This window comes from Paraburkholderia sediminicola (genome assembly GCF_046026675.1).
Taxonomy (GTDB): Bacteria; Pseudomonadota; Gammaproteobacteria; order Burkholderiales; family Burkholderiaceae; genus Paraburkholderia; species Paraburkholderia sediminicola_F.
Map to the genome: position 1 here is coordinate 3,098,796 of NZ_JAQQEY010000001.1, position 19,810 is coordinate 3,118,605.

At 59.4% G+C, this 19,810-nt stretch carries 20 protein-coding genes and 1 tRNA gene; 4 read left to right on the forward strand and 17 right to left on the reverse strand.

Annotated elements, in window-relative coordinates; genetic code table 11:
* Nucleotides 1-57: 57 nt before the first annotated feature.
* The 5 genes from leuD to PQQ86_RS13320 form a co-directional block, all read right to left on the reverse strand.
* Complete coding sequence (leuD, locus tag PQQ86_RS13300) at nt 58-675, reverse strand: 3-isopropylmalate dehydratase small subunit (protein ID WP_408267388.1); 618 nt, start codon at nt 673-675, stop codon at nt 58-60.
* A complete protein-coding gene (gene leuC / locus PQQ86_RS13305) occupies nt 669-2,087 on the reverse strand; it encodes a 3-isopropylmalate dehydratase large subunit (protein ID WP_408267391.1) in 1,419 nt (472 codons plus the stop codon). Before leuC ends, leuD begins: the two co-directional genes overlap by 7 nt.
* Nucleotides 2,088-2,104: 17 nt before the next feature.
* Nucleotides 2,105-2,983, reverse strand: coding sequence for an alpha/beta fold hydrolase (locus PQQ86_RS13310; RefSeq protein WP_408267394.1), 879 nt, complete (start codon nt 2,981-2,983; stop codon nt 2,105-2,107).
* Nucleotides 2,984-3,106: 123 nt separating this feature from the next.
* Entirely contained in the window at nt 3,107-4,012 is a 906-nt protein-coding gene (locus PQQ86_RS13315; RefSeq protein ID WP_408267397.1) for a LysR family transcriptional regulator, read from the reverse strand.
* Between the two features lie 140 nt (nt 4,013-4,152).
* Nucleotides 4,153-4,665, reverse strand: a complete 513-nt coding sequence (locus PQQ86_RS13320) for a GNAT family N-acetyltransferase (protein WP_408267400.1) — start codon at nt 4,663-4,665, stop codon at nt 4,153-4,155.
* Between the two features lie 63 nt (nt 4,666-4,728).
* Between PQQ86_RS13320 and PQQ86_RS13325 the strand changes: the two genes are divergently transcribed.
* A complete protein-coding gene (locus PQQ86_RS13325; RefSeq protein ID WP_408267403.1) occupies nt 4,729-5,382 on the forward strand; it encodes a helix-turn-helix domain-containing protein in 654 nt (217 codons plus the stop codon).
* A gap of 46 nt (nt 5,383-5,428) precedes the next feature.
* Here the strand turns inward: PQQ86_RS13325 and PQQ86_RS13330 are convergent, their stop codons facing one another.
* The 8 genes from PQQ86_RS13330 to PQQ86_RS13365 form a co-directional block, all read right to left on the reverse strand.
* On the reverse strand, nt 5,429-6,034 hold the full coding sequence (locus PQQ86_RS13330; RefSeq protein WP_408267406.1) for a hypothetical protein: 606 nt from the start codon (nt 6,032-6,034) through the stop codon (nt 5,429-5,431).
* A 43-nt stretch (nt 6,035-6,077) separates the two neighbouring features.
* Nucleotides 6,078-6,833 carry an amino acid ABC transporter ATP-binding protein gene (locus PQQ86_RS13335; RefSeq protein ID WP_408267408.1) on the reverse strand — a complete coding sequence of 252 codons (756 nt, stop codon included), beginning with the start codon at nt 6,831-6,833 and terminating at the stop codon, nt 6,078-6,080.
* 28 nt (nt 6,834-6,861) lie between these two features.
* Nucleotides 6,862-7,371 carry a hypothetical protein gene (locus PQQ86_RS13340; RefSeq protein ID WP_408267410.1) on the reverse strand — a complete coding sequence of 170 codons (510 nt, stop codon included), beginning with the start codon at nt 7,369-7,371 and terminating at the stop codon, nt 6,862-6,864.
* 171 nt (nt 7,372-7,542) lie between these two features.
* Nucleotides 7,543-8,310, reverse strand: coding sequence for an ABC transporter permease (locus PQQ86_RS13345; RefSeq protein ID WP_408267413.1), 768 nt, complete (start codon nt 8,308-8,310; stop codon nt 7,543-7,545).
* Between the two features lie 3 nt (nt 8,311-8,313).
* Entirely contained in the window at nt 8,314-8,991 is a 678-nt protein-coding gene (locus PQQ86_RS13350) for an ABC transporter permease (protein WP_408267414.1), read from the reverse strand.
* Between the two features lie 13 nt (nt 8,992-9,004).
* Nucleotides 9,005-9,802: a transporter substrate-binding domain-containing protein gene (locus PQQ86_RS13355; RefSeq protein WP_408267417.1), complete on the reverse strand. Its 798-nt coding sequence runs from the start codon at nt 9,800-9,802 to the stop codon at nt 9,005-9,007.
* Nucleotides 9,803-10,102: 300 nt separating this feature from the next.
* Nucleotides 10,103-10,291, reverse strand: coding sequence for a hypothetical protein (locus PQQ86_RS13360; protein WP_408267420.1), 189 nt, complete (start codon nt 10,289-10,291; stop codon nt 10,103-10,105).
* Between the two features lie 193 nt (nt 10,292-10,484).
* Entirely contained in the window at nt 10,485-11,393 is a 909-nt protein-coding gene (locus PQQ86_RS13365; protein ID WP_408267423.1) for a LysR family transcriptional regulator, read from the reverse strand.
* A gap of 141 nt (nt 11,394-11,534) precedes the next feature.
* Between PQQ86_RS13365 and PQQ86_RS13370 the strand changes: the two genes are divergently transcribed.
* The 3 genes from PQQ86_RS13370 to PQQ86_RS13380 all read left to right on the forward strand — a co-directional run bounded on the left by PQQ86_RS13370 (nt 11,535) and on the right by PQQ86_RS13380 (nt 16,104).
* Complete coding sequence (locus PQQ86_RS13370) at nt 11,535-13,655, forward strand: 3-hydroxyacyl-CoA dehydrogenase NAD-binding domain-containing protein (RefSeq protein ID WP_408267426.1); 2,121 nt, start codon at nt 11,535-11,537, stop codon at nt 13,653-13,655.
* A gap of 97 nt (nt 13,656-13,752) precedes the next feature.
* Complete coding sequence (locus PQQ86_RS13375) at nt 13,753-14,961, forward strand: acyl-CoA dehydrogenase family protein (RefSeq protein WP_408267429.1); 1,209 nt, start codon at nt 13,753-13,755, stop codon at nt 14,959-14,961.
* A gap of 12 nt (nt 14,962-14,973) precedes the next feature.
* Complete coding sequence (locus tag PQQ86_RS13380) at nt 14,974-16,104, forward strand: acyl-CoA dehydrogenase family protein (RefSeq protein WP_408267431.1); 1,131 nt, start codon at nt 14,974-14,976, stop codon at nt 16,102-16,104.
* Nucleotides 16,105-16,224: 120 nt separating this feature from the next.
* Here PQQ86_RS13380 and PQQ86_RS13385 read toward each other — a convergent pair.
* The 4 genes from PQQ86_RS13385 to pheT all read right to left on the reverse strand — a co-directional run bounded on the left by PQQ86_RS13385 (nt 16,225) and on the right by pheT (nt 19,734).
* Nucleotides 16,225-16,301, reverse strand: a tRNA-Pro gene (locus PQQ86_RS13385).
* Nucleotides 16,302-16,364: 63 nt separating this feature from the next.
* Nucleotides 16,365-16,772 carry a MerR family transcriptional regulator gene (locus tag PQQ86_RS13390; protein WP_408267434.1) on the reverse strand — a complete coding sequence of 136 codons (408 nt, stop codon included), beginning with the start codon at nt 16,770-16,772 and terminating at the stop codon, nt 16,365-16,367.
* A gap of 46 nt (nt 16,773-16,818) precedes the next feature.
* Entirely contained in the window at nt 16,819-17,229 is a 411-nt protein-coding gene (locus PQQ86_RS13395; protein ID WP_054040433.1) for an integration host factor subunit alpha, read from the reverse strand.
* Nucleotides 17,230-17,298: 69 nt separating this feature from the next.
* A complete protein-coding gene (gene pheT, locus PQQ86_RS13400; protein ID WP_408267438.1) occupies nt 17,299-19,734 on the reverse strand; it encodes a phenylalanine--tRNA ligase subunit beta in 2,436 nt (811 codons plus the stop codon).
* Between the last annotated feature and the right edge of the window lie 76 nt (nt 19,735-19,810).

Sequence of the window (19,810 nt, forward strand, 5' to 3'; positions counted from 1 at the left end):
CGGGGAATCGGTCACACGCGTTCCGGTTGAATGGCGGCGCAAGGGCCGCCTGGGGATTTACAGCACGGCGGCCCAGGGATGCCGTTCGAAATGAGTCCGCTCGAACGCTTCAATCGCTGATAGTGAAGCGAGAGTGAGATCGATGGTGTCCACACCCTCGATCACCATATGTTTGTGACGCGCGCCGAGTGGGAACGCAAACGTGCGACCGTTGACCGTCGTCACCGTTTGCTGCTCGATGTCGATATGCAATCGTGCAGCCGGATGTGTCGCCGCGTCCTGCATAAGAACGTCGACTGCTTCGCGATCCAGTTGCACGAGCAACAAGCGGTTGTTCATCGCGTTCGAATAGAAAATCTCCGCGAAACTCGGCGCGATCACGGCTTCGAAACCGAATTGCTGAAGCCCCCACACGGCGTGCTCACGACTCGAACCGCAGCCAAAATTCGAGCCACCGATCAGGATGTGTGCGCCGCGATACGCCGTCTGATTCAGCACGCAATCCGTGCGCGGCTCGCCCTCTGCGTCGAAACGCAAGTCGTACAGCAAGCCCCCGCTCAGCCCGGCCTTGTCGATGATGCGAAGAAACTGCTTCGGCATGATCTGATCGGTGTCGAGGTTTTCGATAGGCAATGGCGCGGCATTCCCGTCGATTTCGGTGAGCCTTGTTAGCATGATTGCGTCTCCAGCGTGCGGACGTCGGTGATGCGCCCGGTTAGTGCGGCGGCTGCGGCCATCGCGGGGCTCATCAGATGGGTGCGTCCGCCGCGTCCCTGACGTCCTTCGAAGTTGCGGTTGGTCGTGGATGCGCAGCGCTCACCTATTGCGAGAAAATCGTCGTTCATCGCGAGACACATCGAACAGCCCGGCTCGCGCCATTCGAAACCGGCATCGCGCAGCAGCGCCGCAATGCCCTCGGCCTCGGCCTGGCGGCGCACACTGCCCGAGCCTGGCACGACCATCGCGCGCACGCCTTGCGCGACGTGCCGTCCTCGCACAATCGCAGCGACCACGCGCAGATCCTCAATACGTCCATTGGTGCACGAACCGATGAACACACGATCGATCGGCGTGCCGGCAATCGGCTGGTCCGCATCGAGCCCGATATAGTCGAGCGCGCGACGCAGTGCGGCAGCGGCCTCCGGCGTCTTTTGCGCGGCTGCATTGGGAATGCGCTGATCAACCGCAATCGCCTGATCGGGGCTCGTGCCCCACGTGACGAACGGCGCGATATCGTGTGCGTCGAAATGATGTTCGGCATGGAAACTCGCACCGACATCCGATTTCAGTTCGCTCCAGTCATTCATGGCGGCAGCCCACGCGGCATCGTCCAGTGATGTTGCGTGCGCGCGGACATAGTCGAACGTGGTCGCGTCGGGTGCGATCAACGCCGCTCGCGCGCCGGCTTCGACGGTCATGTTGCACAAGGTCATGCGCGCTTCCGCAGACAGCGAAGCAATCGTAGAGCCTGCGAACTCCACCGCGTAACCACGCGCACCCTGTGCGCCGATACGGCTGATGATCCACAGAATCACATCCTTAGACGATGTGCCGTAGGGCAACGCCCCATCGATCGTGATACGCATGGTTTGCGCGACGCGATAGACCAGTGTTTGCGTGGCAAGCACGTGCTCGACCTCCGAGGTGCCGATGCCGAAGCCCAATGCGCCAAGCGCACCGTACGTAGTCGTATGACTATCGCCGCAAAGCACGACCATGCCCGGGCGAATCAACCCTCGTTCTGGCGCGACGATATGTTCGATGCCTTGCAGGGGATCGTTCGCCGCGTGCAGTTCGATACCGGCCTTCTCGCAATTGCGCGCGAGATTGTTCGCCTGCAACAGTGAAGCCGCATCCCGAATCACGCGCGGCGATTCCGCATGCGTCGGAATGATGTGACTGACCACTGCCAACTGCTGCCGCGGGCGACGCACGGGCCGCGCTTTCGCCGCAAGCGCGCTGAACGCCTGTGGGCTGGTGTATTCGTTCATCAAATGCAGATCGACATACAGCAGCACGTTTTGCTCATCGATACGCGTGACAACATGCGAATCGACGAGCTTCTGGTAAAGGGTTCGTTTTGACATGATGGGTCGACCGGCGACTAGGACTGCAAGAACGGCAGGACACGTTCGAGCAACAACTCGGGCGCTTCCTCGGGAATGTAATGACCGCACGGCAAGGCCTCGCCGCTCACGTGCACCGACCACTGACGCCATTCGGCGAGCGGCTCGAAACATTGCTCGATGACGCCCTGCGCGCCCCACAACGCCAGGAAATCACACTCAATCTTCTGCCCTTCAGCAAGCGAGGCACGGTCGTGATCGAGGTCGATCGTGATGCTCGCGCGGTAGTCTTCGCAGATGCCGTGCGCGGTGGCAGGGTCCGACAGACAGCGCAAATACTCGGTGTAGGCAGCATCGGTGAATGGTGCGAGCCCAGCGCTGCGTGCGCCTATGGTCTGCTTCAGATAGAGATCCGGATCGGCGCGAATCAGCGTTTCGGGAAACGGCGCGGGACGCACGAGGAAAAACCAGTGCCAGTAAGCTCGCGCAAACTCGAACGACGTTTGCTCATACATGGCGAGTGTCGGCGCGACGTCCAGCGTGACCAGCTTCGTCACGGCTTGGGAATGATCGAGCGCCATGCGAGCAGCAACGCGTCCACCCCGGTCGTGGCCGACCACGGCAAATTTTGTGAATCCCTGGGCGCGCATCAACGACACCTGATCCGTGGCCATGCGGCGTTTCGAATAGTTGCTGTGGTCGGGCTCGCCCTGCGGTTTGCCGCTGTCGCCGTAGCCGCGCAGATCCGCAGCAATGACCGTGAAGTATTGGGCCAGCGTGGGCGCAACCTTATGCCAGATAGCATGGGTCTGCGGATGGCCGTGCAGCAGGAGTAAGGCCGGGCCGTTGCCGCCGCAGATTGCGTGGATATGCATGCCGTCGACGTGGATCGACGCGTCGGTGAAACCTGTAAACATCGTTGCCTCCCGTATCTGAATGCAGTCTAGTTGAAGCCTGCAGCGATAGGGTTTCCAGTGAGGCAATCCGAGATTAACTTTCAGGAACGAATCGACGGACGGTTTTCACCTTGCGACGCGGAGTCAGGGCCGCCAAGGCGGCCGCGGACGAAACTCCCGTTGCAGATGCTGCAGAAAGGTCTTGATTCGCGCCGGCATACCCGTTCGTTGGTGAACGAGCGCGATGACGTCAGCATCCGGCAGCTTCCAGCCTGGCAGCAGCCGGATCAGTGAGCCATTTTGTAATTCTTCGGCTACGTCCCATTCCGACCGAAGCATCACCCCTCGCCCTTCGCGAGCCCACTGGTGAATCACATCGCCATCGTTCGAACTGAGGCCAGAGGAAATACGGACGCCCCGTGAAGTACGTCCCTTCGAGAAATGCCACAACGTTACGTCCTCGTTGTTTTGACGGAGTGCAATGCAGGGAATATTCGCGAGGTCTTCCGGGTTCGCGGGGGGACCGTATCTTTTCAGAAAAGCGGGGGACGCGCAGACGTAGCGAGCGTTAGGCGCAATTACGTACCTGACAAGGTTCGAGGGACCTAACTCGCCGATATGAACGACGACGTCATAGCGGTCATATTCTTCAATGAGCGGGCGGTCGGACAATGTCAAAGAGACGTCCACATCCGGGTGGGCATCCTTGAACGCAGATGCGATGCGAGCGACGTATCGCCGCCCGAAACCAAGTGGTGCGTTGACTTTCAAGCCCCCGACCAATTGCCCTCTTCGTCTGCCCAGCTCTGCGAGCAACGAATCAAAGTCACGAAGAAGCTCAGCGCCTTTGGAACAGAGCAGTTCGCCCTCTTCCGTGAAGCGCAATTGTCTCGTCGACCGGTCCAGCAAATGGACGTCAAGCTTCGTCTCAATCTGCTGCAACCGTTTCGTGACCGCCGACGGCGTGACGCCCAACTTCCGGGCAGCGCCCGCAAGGCTGCCCGCTTCGCGAATGCTGAGCAGAAATCTTATGTCGACGGCATCATTCATGAAGAAACGAGCTTACTGCTTCTCGGTTTTATGAGGCGGGATGGTAGTCAATACGGCGCGTGTCGCGACCGTATTGTGAGAAGCATTGTAGCAGCGGCGAAACGCGGGCCGCGGTCAATCGATTAGCCTCACGGATATCATCACAAGTCCAGACGCAACCGTGGTCCGACCTCTACAAAACCCGCGGACAGATAGAACGCAAGCGTCCGTGTCCAACGTGGCTGATCAGGCGCGCCGACGTCGAGTCGTTTCCATCCTCGCTCCTTGCCGAATTTCATGGCCTCGCGGATCAGCGCAGCGGCCACTCCACCCGATCGGTATTCCGGCCGGACGTATAGCTCCGTAATCTGTCCGAAGGCCCCCCCTGCGTAAATCGCCACGCCTTCTGTCATGAGAAGTATGCCCACCGGACTCTCACCTTCGAGCGCCACGTATCCGAAGCTGCGATTCGTTTGGTTCAGAACGGCTTCGGCTATAGACACCCGGTCCGCAGGTTCAAGTTCACCATTGTGAAGCTCCGTCAGAAGCTCATCCACAAGATGAGCAACCGAATGTGCATCGGTCGGTGCAATAGAACGAATATGCGTCACGGTGATCCCCTTTACTATCTCGCGCGGTGCGGCCAAAAAGCTGTTGACCTGGCACTCGTCCACAGCAATGCCTCATATAATGGCGACACGTAGTCATCTTTGAACTGTTCCTTCACTGAAGGCACCATGCCAAAATCTCAGAACCAGCCATCCGCTGGAGAATCTCCGGACATTGAGGTAGCAGAGAAGCAGACCGACCCAGCAGTAGAAAAAGTGTCCCGTGCTTTGTCTGCGCAGATTCATGCCTTTCGAACGTCAGCAGGAATCGCTTCCGGAACGCTCGCGAAAATGGCCGGCATTTCGCATTCGATGCTCTCGAGAATCGAAAAAGGAACGGCGACGCCATCGATAGAAACGCTCACACGGCTTGCCAATGCCCTGGGCAAACCCGTGTCGCGGTTTTTCGTCGACCAGAGTGAACGCCACGACTGCTCGTTCGTACCCGCTGGACAAGGCGTGACGGTCGACCGGGAAGGTTCGTCGTACGGCCATATCTATCGGCTCGTTGGTCACGTATTGTCAGGCAACCTTTCCGTGGAACCGTATGTCGTTACGCTCGACGAAAAGTCCCAACCATGGTCAACCCACCAGACAACTGGAATCCAGTTCCTTCACGTACTTGAAGGCAAGATGAAATACCGGTATGCCAATCGGCTCTACGATCTGAAGCCCGGTGATAGTTTGCTGTTCGATCCGAACGCGGCGCATGGGCCGGAAGACATCGAGACTGTGCCGGTCAAATTTCTCGCGGTATTCTTCAACATTCGGGAATACAGCTAGAAATTAGAGGCCACCCCTCTTGCACTGGCCTCTCGCACGTGTCGGTTTATCGTTGCGACCGCTGCAGTTCTGCGAATTGCTTTGCCACGACGCTTTCCCGATTCGCGACAATTTCTCCCGCCCCAACACGCTCCCGGCCGTACACAATCCACGCGTCATCGGGCGAACCGATCGTTGCGTCCACCCGCAGCTTCTCCGGTTGCGAATCAAAATAGTATCGATAGACAAGCGCGGAATCGCATTCCCCATTCATCAGTCGCTCAAAGGCCACTGGAATTGAGACCGCAGGAATCAGCTTCGAATACGAACTGAGGTCGGCGTATTCATCGGTTGCAGGGGAAACAAGCGAAATTGTTTCCGGCTTGCTCACCTCTTTACGCGTGAGAATCGCCAATGTCTGACTCGGCGAGATGAAGGTGTCGACAACGAACCGCTCGCGAAAGTTACTGCCCATCACGCGCGGGGTATCTGGATGAACCGCGCACTGAACGAGATAGTCAATTTCGTCCGCGTCAAACGCAGCCAGGGCATCGTCGAAATTACCGAAGAGTTTGATCTCGGCCTCAAGCCCGTGGAATTCAATGTAACGACGAGTCACGTACTCGTGGTTCGTCCCGGATGGGCCGAGCGTGCCAAACCTGATTGTGGCCATGCTTTACTCCTGAAAATTCGCGCGCATCTTCAACGTGGCGCGTTCATTTTTGAATCATCTGACTGAGGAAGCGCTTCGCGCGTTCAGTCTTCGGTGCGTCAAAGAAATCAGCAGGCTCGCTGTCTTCCACAATTTCGCCCTGGTCCATGAACAGAATGCGATCGGCCACTGCCCTTGCGAATCCCATTTCGTGAGTGACGCAAAGCATCGTCATGCCGTCTTGCGCGAGCAGCGTAAGCGTATCGAGCACCTCTCTGACCATCTCCGGATCAAGCGCCGATGTCGGTTCATCGAGCAGCATGATGGTGGGCGACATGCAAAGCGCTCTTGCGATAGCCACCCGCTGCTGTTGACCGCCGGAAAGCTGCGCGGGGTATTTCGTGGCATGACTCGCAACGCGAACCCGTTCAAGCATTTCAAGTGCCCGTGCTTCAGCCTCCTTCCGCTTCAGACCGCGAACGCGCATCGGAGCCAAGGTGCAGTTTTCCAGCACCGTCATGTGCGGGAACAGATTGAAATGCTGAAACACCATGCCGACATCCGCACGTACCATGCGCACGTGTTTCGCATCGTCGGTGAGCTCGATTCCGTCGACGTGCACATCTCCCGAATCATGCTTCTCAAGCCGATTCACGCAGCGAATCAGTGTCGATTTTCCGGAGCCGGACGGCCCGCACAGAACAATCTTTTCACCTCGTCGGACACGCAGCGAAATGGAATTGAGTACATTGAACGCGCCGAAACTCTTTGAGAGTCCCTTGATAGATATCGCGAATTCGTTGTTCGGTACCGTGTTCATAGCGGAAATCCTGTGCATTTCGTGCGACTCAGGTATCAAGCCGCGGAGGTGTCTGGGCGTGGAACGCTCGAGCCGCCGGGCTCTCTTTCCAGGCTACAACCTGACCGTCGGACAATCGCTCACGACCATAGACAATCCATGGGTCGTCGACCGTACCGATTCGCTCGTCGATTCTGAACCGGGTAGGGTTCTCTATTGCAAGGGACGAGTACGTCAGACCACTTTCGTATTTGCCGGAGAGGAGTCCATCCGCAACCGATGCTGTCGATGTCTCCGGAATGAGCGTCAGTCCCTCTGTATTGACATAGTCGCGCGTGGCGGGCTGAAGTGCGAGCGTTCGAGGTATGCCGATATCAACCCGGGTCACCACCGCCATGTCTTTGCTAGAAGAGACGAATGCATCGATGACGAACAATTTCTTGCGGTACTTCGCGACAATGTCAGCCGTCGAAGGATGCACTGCAACCTGAACGATATAGTCGGCCTCGCCGTCAATCACCATGCGCGCTGCCTCGTCAAAGCTCAACACCAGAGCCATCGATGCTTGTCCTTCCAGACCGTGATGTTGAACGTATCGAGCAGTCACAAACTCGTGATTGCTACCACTGGGTCCAAGTGTCAGAAACCGAAGCAATTTGCGTTTCTCCATTAACTTTGCGTAGAGGACTCGGGAACATGAGTCCACCTGTAAAAATGCGCTACACGATCACTAGGCTATGTGAGTGTCGCCAGAATCCGAAGACTTCAGCATTGCGGGTTGCTTAGGTTTTCGAGGATTGGCAACGTTGACGTCCTTGCCCGTTCTGCGTGCGATGTTCAGCTCGAGGATCCGGAATGCATGCGACAGGAAGAACGTCATCGCGAGATAAATCAATCCGGCTCCGACGAAAATCTCATAAGGCGCATAGGTCTCACTAACCAGCAGCTTCGACGTTCCGGTCAACTCCATGATGGTCACCGTCGATGCCAGCGACGTCGCCTTCAGATTCAGAATCGTCTCGTTGGCGTACGCGGGGATTGCAATGCGAATGGCGATCGGTGCTTTAACGCGAGTGAGTATCGAGGCCCGACTCAGCCCGAGTGCCTCGGCAGCTTCCACAATGCCTTTGGGCACGGCAGACAGCGCCCCCATCAGAATGCGCGCCGTGTACGCGCCCGAATTCAGCCCCAGGGCAATGACGGCACAGGTGAATGGGTCACGCAGAAGCGGCCAGAACACGGAGTGTCGAATAAAAGAGAACTGTCCGAATCCGTAGTAGAGAAAGAACAGTTGCACGAGCGCAGGCGTGCCGCGGAATGCGCCGATATAAAACTTGACGCAACCGCTCAGAACCTTCGACGAATTTAATCCCACGAGCGCTATGGGCACACCCACAATGAGACCCACGACCACGATGGCGACAAACAACTCAAGCGTGACGGGCAACGCAGCAAGCAGACGCGGAAGACTCGAAATGAGTAATGAGAAATCAAACATGCCTCACCTCGCCAATGCGGTCGACGCCTTGCGTCGAACCGTACTAAAGACATTTGTCAGGGCGAAGCTGAGAACGAAGTACAGCACGCCAGCAACAAGGTAAAAGAAGAATGGACGGTTGGTCGCCTCAACGGCGAAGCCTGTTCGTCGCATCAGGTCTTCCAGACCAACCAGCGAAACAAGCGCAGTTTCTTTCAGTAGTACGGTCAGTTGATTCCCGAAAGCCGGGACTGCGAGGCGCCACGCCTGGGGTGCAATGACGTGGACAAAGCTCCCCGTGCCAGTCAACCCCAGCGCTGCGGCGGCTTCAAACTGCCCGCGCGGAACTTCCAGAATCGCACCCCGAAAGATTTCCGTCGCATAGGCGCCAAACACCAGCCCGAGCGACACCGCACCAGCACCGAACGCATTGATTTCAATGGATCGTCCCAGGACATGTGAAAGGGTTGCGCTGCCGCCGTAGTACACAAGGAAGATGACCAGCAGGTCCGGAACACCTCGTATCGTGGTTGTGTAGGCCCCGGCGAAATGGCTGAGAACCCGCATGGGAGACAACTTGGCAGCCGCCATCAGAATCCCGATGACCGAGCCGATCGCTGTGGCCGCGAGTGCGACCAGCAACGTCGTCAGGGCCCCTAGCAGAATGAGCCCACCATAACCATCCAGAGTGAAATCGACCATGCTGGCTCCCGCTTTACATCAGAGAGAAAGGGAAATACTTCTTTCTGATCTGGTCGTAGGTACCGTTCGCCATGATTGCGGCCAACGCAGCGTTAATACGATTACAGAGCTCGGCGTTGTCGAGACGAACGGCAATTGCGTTTCCGTCCCCGAGTACGCCGCCTTTGAATTCGGGTCCGGCGAATGCAAAGTCTTTCGAGTCAGGCCGTTTGAAGAAGTCAGAGTAGAACGTTGCCTTGTTGCCGATGATGAGGTCGACACGACCTGCGACGAGGTCCAATTCCGGCTGACGGGTATCGTCATACAGCACGAGTGACGCCGTCTTGTCGTAACCGTTGGCAACCAGCCACTGGTGCTGGGAGGCGCCGCGTTGAACGCCGATGCGCTTGCCTTTCAGACCCGCAGGCGACACGTCCTTGATCCCGCTGTCTTTTGCCGCGATAAAGCTGGACGTCGTGTCCTTGTACTTGTTGGTGAACAGCACCTGTTTGCGGCGCGCGGGCGTTGTCGACATCGACGCAACGATTGCGTCATACCGATTGGCCTGAAGACCGGGAATGATGCCGTCCCACGCCTGCGCAACGATCTGGCATTTCACCTTCATCTGTGCGCAGAGGGCATTCGCAATGTCCACATCGAAGCCCTGTAGCTGGCCGGAGGCATCTTTAAAGCTCCACGGAGGATAGGTGCCCTCCGTTGCGACCCTCAGCGTGTCGCCCTCGGAAAAAGCGGGCGCCGACATGACCAACGCTGTCGCCGCCAGGGCGCAGGTGACCAATCCTCGAAAACGTTGAAACAGGCTGTGTGACATGGCAACTCTCTCGTCGCGATTGCTGCGCCCGGATGTTCCGTCGCATTGGAAGTAAAGGTAGCCCGTCGTTAATTTAACGTCAATATTTTAATTTTATGCAAATTCCCTGATCGGGTTTACGCGTAGATCGGCGTCGAGGGATAGGCCGAAGGTCGTGCCGACGACGAAACTCGGGACGTGCGTCAACCTTCCCGGCGACGGGTTGGAAGCAGGTGTTCAATGGGTTTAGCGGGCGTGCGGGAAGCGAGGCGCTGCAGGGCCGTGACGCGGGTCGGGTGACTACCCGGCCGGCGTGTGTGTTCAACCGACGCGTTTGTTTCGTTGAGCGCGATTTGCTCGCCAGCGAATCAGCAAGCCGACCAATGCGGCGAAGGCCGCAGTGGCCGCGTAGCCGGCGAAGCGAATGGCATCCTCACTCGGGAGACGCGAGACCAACACAATGACGATGGCGATTGCAAGTAGCGCAATACATGCGATTGCCGATTTCATCTCCGTCTCCCCTGAAGTTTGATGTGCTGCCAGATGCACGGCTCTCTCGCCGTTTTGTTAAGCATACCCGCGAGTGACGCACCGGTGCTGGTGCTGTTTTCTTCTGCACGCCAACGCAGTAGGGCATGCTTGATCTGTTCGCCTGCCGCGCACAGATCGTCAACGCGCCGAAGAAACAACGCTTCATTACGACTTAAGCGGCCACCCCTCTGCCACTTCCGTGCGCCTGCTCCAGAATGAACTCGATAAAACTCGCCGCCGCCCGCGTGTGATGCCGATTCGGCATATAGAGCAGGTACATGTTCGTACCGAAGATGCTTAGACGCCATTCATCGAGCGCCGTCACGACGTCCCCGCGGCGCAGGTCGTCCTGCACCACGTAGTCGGGCACCAGACCGACGCCCAGACCGGCCAGCACCGCCTGGCGCAAGAACAGAAAGTTCTCGGAAATGATCGTCGGCTCCAGCAGCACTTCGTGGCGTTCGTCGCGTAGATAAGCCGCCACCCGCAACTGCCTGCCGACTACCGCCGCCGTAATCAAGGGCGCAGTGCGCAAATCATCGAGACGCACCGGCATGCCGTGGCTTTCGGCAAAATCCGGCGACGCACACGCAACATATCGCACCGGCCCCATGTCACGTGCGACGAGATTCTGCGGCGGCTCCGACATCACCCGAACCGCGATGTCGACCTCGTCGCGCATCAAATCCTCGACCCGATTCTCGAACATCACGTCCAGCACGATGCCCGGATACAGCCGCTTGAACGCGATCAGCCAATCCGACATCACCAGTTGCCCGTAACCGCTCGGCACGCTCAATCGCACCCGCCCCTGCAAGCTCTGCCCGAGCGTGGTGACCGATTCGCGTGCGGCCAGCAGCGCATTCTGAATGGTGCGGCCATGCTCGTACAACTGCAGACCGATTTCAGTCGCTTCGACCCGGCGCGTGGTGCGCCTGACCAGTTGCAGCCCGATCGAGCGCTCCAACTGGTTCAGGTGGTAACTCACATTCGCGCGGCTCATTTTCAGCCGGCGCGCGGCTTCGCTCAGGTTGCCCGCATCGAGGATATCGACCAGCAAGGTCAGCGAATTGACGTCCATGGCATAGCCTTTGTCAAAATATCTTTGACAGTCTGTCAACCACCTATGTAATTGTCAATGAACCTTGACCAACCCACAATCGGAGAATTCGCCAGACCCGATATGCCCTATCTGCCCCGATATCAATCAGGAGACGACACGATGACCCTCAACCCTTCCGCCGACGTTGTGACGCGCGAACTGCGCGGCAAAGTCCTGCTGGTGACCATCGACCACGCACCGGTCAACGCCTTGTCCGCCGACGTGCGGCGCGGCTTGCTCGCCGCCATTGAAGCGGCGGATGCCGACAAGGCTGTCGAAGCCGTGCTGATCGTCGGCGCCGGACGCAACTTCATCGCGGGCGCGGACATTCGCGAGTTCGGCAAGCCGCCGGTGCCGCCGTCGCTGCCGGACGTGTGCAATCGCATCGAGGCATGTTCGAAGCCGGTGGTGGCAGCCATTCATGGCGCCGCGCTCGGCGGCGGCCTGGAAGTGGCGCTCGCGGCGCACTATCGTCTCGCCGTGAACGGCGCGAAGCTCGGCTTGCCTGAAGTGCAACTGGGCCTGCTGCCGGGGGCAGGCGGCACGCAGCGTACGCCGCGCCTGATCGGCGCGCAGGCCGCCCTCGACCTGATCCTAAGCGGCCGCCACGCCGGCGCGAAAGAAGCACTCGCGCTTGGCCTCATTGACCGGTTTGGCAGCAGTGACGACATCCTCGCTGAAGGACTCGCCTACGCGCAGGAACTGCTGGCCGCTCACGCACCGGTGCGCCGCACGCGCGATGCCGCGGCGCTCAGCGACCGCGCAGCGAGCCTCGCCGCCGTCGCCACAGCGCGCGCGGAAACGGCGAAAAAATCGCGCGGCCTGTTCTCCCCGCTAAAAATCGTCGACGCCGTGGAAGCCGCCATCGAACAGCCTTTCGAAGAAGGCCTGCGGATTGAACGCAAACTGTTCCTCGAATGCATCGACAGCCCGCAGCGTGCCGGCCTGATTCACGCGTTCTTTGCCGAGCGCGAAGTGCTCAAGGCACCGGAAACACGCGATGCCAAACCACGCGCGCTGAACGAGATCGGCGTGGTCGGCGGCGGCACAATGGGCGCGGGCATTGCCGTCGCCGTGCTCGATGCCGGCCTGCCGGTGACGATGATCGAACGCGACGACACGTCGCTCGCACGCGGCCGCGCGCACATCGAAAAGGTCTACGACGGTCTGATCGCCAAAGGCCGCATGAGCGCGGAAAAGAAAGCCGACGTGATGACGCGCTGGCATGGCAGCACTTCGTACGATGCGCTCGCCGATGCCGATCTGGTAATCGAAGCGGTATTCGAAGACCTGTCGGTGAAAAAGGCCGTGTTTGCCGAACTCGATCGTGTCTGCAAAACCGGCGCGGTGCTCGCCACCAATACGTCGTATCTCGACATCGATGCGATTGCGGCCAGCATCTCACGCCCCGCGGACGTGATCGGCCTGCACTTCTTCTCCCCTGCGAACATCATGAAGCTGCTGGAAGTAGTGGTGCCGAAGCAGGTCAGCGCCGACGTGGTCGCCACCGCGTTCGAACTCGCGAAGAAGCTGCGCAAAACGCCGGTGCGTGCGGGCGTGTGCGACGGCTTCATCGGCAATCGCGTGCTGGCGGTGTATCGCAGCGCGGCCGACGCGATGATGGAAGACGGCGCGTCGCCGTATCAGATCGACGCGGCGGTGCGTGCGTTCGGCTTCCCGATGGGCCCATTCCAGGTGGTCGATCTGGCAGGAGGCGACATCGGTTGGGCCGCGCGAAAGCGGCGCGCAGCCACACGAAACCCCAACGCGCGCTACGTGCAGATTGCCGACCGTCTTTGCGAACGCGGCTGGTTTGGCCAGAAGACCGGTCGTGGCTTTTATCTGTACCCCGAAGGTTCGCGCAGCGGCGCACCGGACCCTGAAGTCGAGGCCATCATCGAGGCCGAGCGTGAGCGCGCCGGCATCACGCCGCGCACTTTCACCGACGAAGAAATCCTGCGCCGTTACATGGCCGCAATGATCAACGAAGGCGCCAACGTCGTGCATGAAGGCATCGCGCTGCGGCCACTGGACGTCGACGCGACCTTCCTCTATGGCTACGGCTTTCCGCGCTATCGCGGCGGTCCGATGAAATACGCCGATACGGTGGGCCTCGCCACGATTCTCGCGGACATTCGTGAATTCGCCAAAGAGGACCCGCTGTTCTGGCGAGCGTCGCCGCTGCTGGTCGATCTGGTCGAGCGCGGCGCCGATTTCGCGAGCATTAACCAGTCAGCTTGAGACGGCCTGTTAATTGGAGCATTCTCGACCGGCAGGAGGCCCGCGTGCCTGCCCGCCCCACCCGCCGGTCCGGTAAAAATCTAGGGAAGAACCCGCTATGGATCTGAACTTCACGCCTGAAGAAGAGGTTTTTCGCACTGACGTGCAGCGTTTTTTGCGTGACAAACTCCCGCAACGTCTCGCCGATAAGGTACACGGCGGCCGCCGCCTGACGCGCGACGACATGGCTGAGTGGCACGCGATACTCAACGCACAAGGCTGGCTCGCCAATCATTGGCCGAAGGAGTACGGCGGCCCGGGCTGGAACGCCGTGCAGAAATTTATCTTCGAGAATGAATGCGCATTGGCGGGCGCACCGCGCGTCGTGCCGTTCGGCGTCAACATGCTCGGCCCGGTGTTGATCAAATACGGCAACGAAGCGCAAAAGCGCCACTGGTTGCCGCGCATTCTCGATGGCTCGGACTGGTGGTGCCAGGGCTACTCGGAACCGGGTGCGGGCTCGGACCTCGCATCGGTCAAGACCACCGCGGTACGCGGCAGCGACGCGCAAGGCGAGCACTACATCGTCAACGGCCAGAAGACGTGGACCACGCTCGGCCACTACGCGAACATGATCTTCTGCCTCGTGCGCAGCGCCACCGACGTGCGCAAGCAGGAAGGCATCAGCTTTCTGCTGATCGACATGAATACGCCAGGCGTCGAAGTGCGCCCGATCATCACGCTCGATGGCGAGCACGAAGTCAACGAAGTCTTCTTCACGGATGTGCGTGTACCGGTTGAGAACCTCGTCGGCGAAGAGAACAAGGGCTGGACCTACGCCAAATACCTGCTCACGTATGAGCGCACCAATATCGCGGGCGTCGGCTTCTCGGTCGCCGCATTCAACCGGCTGCGCAAGATCGCCGCGAAGCAGCAACGCAACGGCAGGCCGCTCGCGGAAGACCCGTCGTTTGCGGCACGCATGGCGCGTGTCGAGATCGATCTGGAGAACATGAAGACCACCAATCTGCGAGTGATCGCGGCAGTGGCTGGGGGCGGTGTGCCGGGCGCCGAGAGTTCGATGCTGAAGATTCGCGGCACCGAGATCCGCCAGGAGATCTCTTCGCTCACGCGCCGCGCGATGGGACCGTATGCGCAGCCGTTCGTCGAGGAAGCCCTGCACGATGGCTTCGACGGCACGCCAGTCGGTCCAGACGAAGCCGCGAGCGCTGCTTCGCTCTACTTCAATAACCGCAAGCTGTCGATCTTCGGCGGCTCCAACGAAATCCAGAAGAACATCATTTCCAAAATGATCCTGGGACTGTAAGGGGCGCACGTCATGAATTTCCAGCACACCGAAGACCGCCGCATGCTGGCGGATACGCTCAACCGTTTTGTCACCGAGCAATACGCCTTCGAAACGCGTGACCGCATCGCGGGCTCGCCCGAAGGCTTCAGCGCCGACCTGTGGAATCGCTTCGCGGAACTCGGCATTATCGGCGCGTTGTTCGATGAATCGGAGGGTGGTTTTGGCGGCGGCGGCTTCGATATCGCCGTCGTATTCGAGAGCCTGGGTCGCGGCCTCGTGGTCGAGCCGTTTCTCGATACGCTGATCGTCGGCCAGGCGATCGCGCGCGGCGGCAATGAAACGCAAAGGGCCGCGCTTGGCGAATTGATCGACGGATCCCGGATCGTTGCGCTCGCGCATGGCGAGCCGGACGGCCACTACGAACTGTCGCGCGTCACAACCCGTGCCCAGCGTGTTGGCGACGCATGGCAGTTGAATGGCGCGAAGGCGGTGGTTCAGCACGGCGAGAACGCTTCCGTTTTTCTGGTCTCCGCACGCACCGCAGGCGCCGATGACGCCGAAGCCGGTATCACGCTCTTTCTCGTCCCGCGCGACGCCGCGGGTGTCAACGTGCACGGCTATCGCAGGATCGACGGCGGCCGCGCGGCCGAGGTCACGTTCGACAACGTCGCGCTCGCAGACGATGCTGTGCTCGACACAGCCGGAGAAGGCTTTGCAACGCTCGAGTACGCGATCAGCTGTGGCGTCCTTGCGTTGTGTTCAGAAGCGGTCGGCGCGATGGATGTTGCCAAGGACTACACGCTTGAGTACCTGCGCACGCGTAAGCAGTTCGGTGTACCAATCGGCAGCTTCCAGGCATTGCAACATCGGATGGCGGATCTGCTACTCGAGATCGAGCAGGCGCGATCGGCGGTGATCAATGCCGCGGCCGCGCTGGGCGCTGAACGTACGGTGCGGGAACGCGCGGTTTCAGCGGCAAAATACAGTATCGGCAGGATAGGGACGATGGTCGCCGAGGAGTGTATTCAGTTGCATGGCGGTATCGGCATGACGTGGGAGTTGCCGATGGCGCACTATGCGAAGCGCCTTGTGATGATCGACCATCAGTTGGGCGATGAGGATCATCATCTCGAGCGGTTTATCGCGCTCGGCAGAGGGTGAGAGCTGGTTTCCAGGCTTTCTTCGTCGTGATTGACTAGCGTCGGCCAGAACACGAAACCGGTTCAGGCCAGAAATAGAAAAAGGCCTTATGGACATACATCCATAAGGCCTTGATTTCTTTGGTCGGGGCGAGAGGATTTGAACCTCCGACCACACGCCCCCCAGGCGTGTGCGCTACCAGGCTGCGCTACGCCCCGAACAGCGAAGAATTATAACAGACACTTCAATCGATTAGAACCGCTCGGCGCTAACAAAGAAAACTAGTGACCCAACAGGTCGATCACATGCAGCAATTCCTTGCGCAACTGCTCCACATCTACCGCAGCCGTTGCTGCGGCCGGAACCGCCGCGCCCTCGCCTTCCTCGACCAGATCAGCCGGCCCACCCAACGCGCCACCGCCATGCGAATCGAGCCGATTGCGTGCTCCGTTGATCGTAAAGCCCTGCTCGTACAGCAACTCACGAATCCGCCGGATCAACAGCACCTCATGATGCTGATAGTACCGGCGATTGCCGCGCCGCTTGACCGGCCTCAACTGCGTGAACTCCTGTTCCCAATAGCGCAGCACATGCGGTTTTACGCCGCATAGTTCGCTGACCTCACCAATCGTGAAGTAGCGCTTCGCCGGAATCGGAGGCAAGACGACTTTTTCGATCGTCGCTGTCATCGTCAGTTAGCCGTCGTGGTGGGTTGCGCAGGGACGCGCCAGTCGATCAGCGCGCGAAGCTCGCTTCAGCGCCGTTCTCGACCAACGCTTTCAGCTTTTGACTTGCATGGAACGTCACAACGCGGCGCGCGGCGATCGGAATCGCCTCGCCGGTCTTCGGGTTTCTGCCGGGACGCTGGGGTTTGTCGCGCAACTGGAAGTTGCCGAACCCCGACAGCTTCACGCTATCACCACTCTCCAGCGCATCGCGGATCACCTCGAAGAATGCTTCGACCATGTCTTTCGCTTCCCGCTTGTTGAGCCCGACATTGTCGAACAGCAACTCGGCAAGTTCAGCCTTGGTAAGCGTCGGCGTTTCGGTGGAAACGGCCGCGGGTGATGTCGGAATATCGCGAATCATGGCGCTGCGTTGCGCCGTAAGAAGGGCTTCGAAATCACTCGAGTTCATTTCATTCATATCTATCAAATGGCGCGCCAAGCAGAAACGGAGGTTGCGAAAAAATGCCGTGCAAATGTTAAATGCGGGTTATCCACGCAACCGTGCGCCATATACTCGAGCCAGACGTTCCACCAGAGTTTGAATGGCCAGATCGACCGTTTCATCCTGAAGGGTCCCGCCAGTATCTTGCAAGGTCACACGGAACGCAAGGCTTTTCTCATGAGCAGCCAAACCACCGGAAGTGTTTGATTTTGGACGGAATTCGTCGAAAAGCACAACCTTCTGAACAGTCTTGCAGGCCTCTTCGGACTGAGCCTTCTGGAGCTCGTCCAGCAGCGCCTGCACCTCGATTTTCTGATCGACGACCACCGCGATATCGCGACGCACCGGCGGGAATTTAGACACATCCGCCGGAGTCGGCAATACACGCTGCATTAATGCTTCCGATTCGATTTCAAACAGAATCGGCGCATGCGGCAAATCATATTTCTGCATCCAGCGCGGATGCAATTCACCAATCCAGCCTACCGCGCGATCATTCAGTTCAATACGCGCGCTACGCCCCGGATGCAATGCCGGATGCTCCGCTTTCACGAAGCGCGCCACTGCCGGCGCGAGCACGGCTTCCAGATCGCCCTTCACGTCGAAGTAGTCGACTGTGCGCGTTTGTGCGCCCCACTGCTCTTCGAGCACGGGACCGTAGGCGAGGCCGCCGATCATCTTCGGCTGCGCGAAACCTTCGACGGTCAATTCACCTGCCTTGATCGACGGATCGTGCAGGAACACGCGGCCGGCTTCGAACACGCGCACACGATCAGCCGCGCGACGGTTCAGGTTCGTGCGCAGGACCTCGATCAGGCTGCCGAACAGCGTAGTGCGCATGACCGACAACTGGCTCGCAATCGGATTCAACAGACGAACAGGTTTGTCATTGCCGGCGAAGTCCGATTCCCACTCAGCATCCACAAAGCTGAAGTTAACCGTCTCCGCGTAATCGCGCGCGGCGAGCGCGTGACGGATCACGTGGATCGAGCGCTGCGTTTCGTTGGTCGGCAGCATTTCGCTGGTCGCAACCGGCGGATGTGCGGGGATCTTTTCGAAGCCGTAGATACGTGCGACTTCTTCGATCAGGTCTTCTTCGATTTCAATATCGAAGCGGTACGATGGCGGGATCACCGAGAACGTATCGCCGTCGCGTTCGAACGTGAGGCCGAGGCGCGTGAAGATCTGCGCAATTTCGTCCGCGTCGATCTTGATACCGATGATGCGGTTCGCACGCGAGACCCGCATCTTCACCGGCTCGCGCTTCGGCACGTTGACGATCTGATCGTCGACCGGACCAGCTTCGCCGCCGCAGATATCGAGGATCAATTGCGTAATGCGTTCGATGTGTTCGACGGTGGTCGCGTAATCGACGCCGCGCTCGAAACGATGGCCTGCATCGGTCGAGAAATTGTACTTGCGCGAGCGGCCACGAATGCTATCCGGCCACCAGAACGCGGCTTCGAGATAGATGTTGGTGGTGTCGAGCGTGACGGCCGTGCTGTCGCCGCCCATGATGCCGGCGAGACTTTCGATGTGCTGTTCGTCGGCGATCACGCCGACAGTCTCATCGAGTTCGACCGTGTTGCCGTTCAGCAGCTTGAGCGTCTCGCCCTTGCGGCCCCAACGCACGTCCATGCCGCCGTGGATCTTGTCCAGATCGAAAACGTGCGACGGACGGCCCAGTTCGAGCATCACATAGTTCGAGATGTCGACGAGCGCGGAAATGCTGCGCTGACCCGAACGCTCAAGACGCTGCACCATCCAGTGTGGGGACTTCGCGCGCGCATTCACGCCGCGAATCACGCGACCCGAGAAGCGGCCGCACAGATCGGGCGCCGAGATTTTGACGGGCAACGTTTCGTTTAACTTGACTTCGACCGGCTTGATCTCGAGCGGACGCAGCGGTGCGCCGGTGATGGCCGACGTTTCGCGCGCCACGCCGAACACCGACAGGCAGTCCGCCTTGTTCGGCGTCAGCTTGATTTCGAAAACCGTGTCGTCGAGATTGAGCGTTTCGCGGATGTCCTGGCCGATCGGCGTAGCTTCCGGCAGGATCATCAGGCCGCTATGATCTTCCGAGAGCTTCAGTTCGCGTGCCGAGCACAGCATGCCCTGGCTTTCCACGCCGCGCAGCTTCGAGAGCTTGATCGCGAACGGCGTGCCACCCTCTTCGGCCGGCGGCAGTTGCGCGCCCACCAGGGCGACCGGGACCTTGATGCCCGGCGCGACATTCGGCGCACCACACACGATATTCAGCGTCGCGCCCGTGCCGGCGTCGACCTGACAAACGTTGAGCTTGTCCGCGTCCGGGTGCTTGACGACTTCCAGCACCTGGCCGACGACGATCTTCGAGGTCGGCGGCGCGGCCGGCCGCAGGTCTTCGACTTCGAGACCCGCCATCGTCAACGCGTGCGACAGCTCATCGGTCGTCAGTTGCGGATCGACAAAGGTTCTCAGCCAGGATTCCGGGAATTGCATGGTTCTGTGTACGTTCTGATCAGGTTAGGTCCAGGTCCGGCAGGCGGCCCATTGGTTCACTGGGCTATGTCGGGGA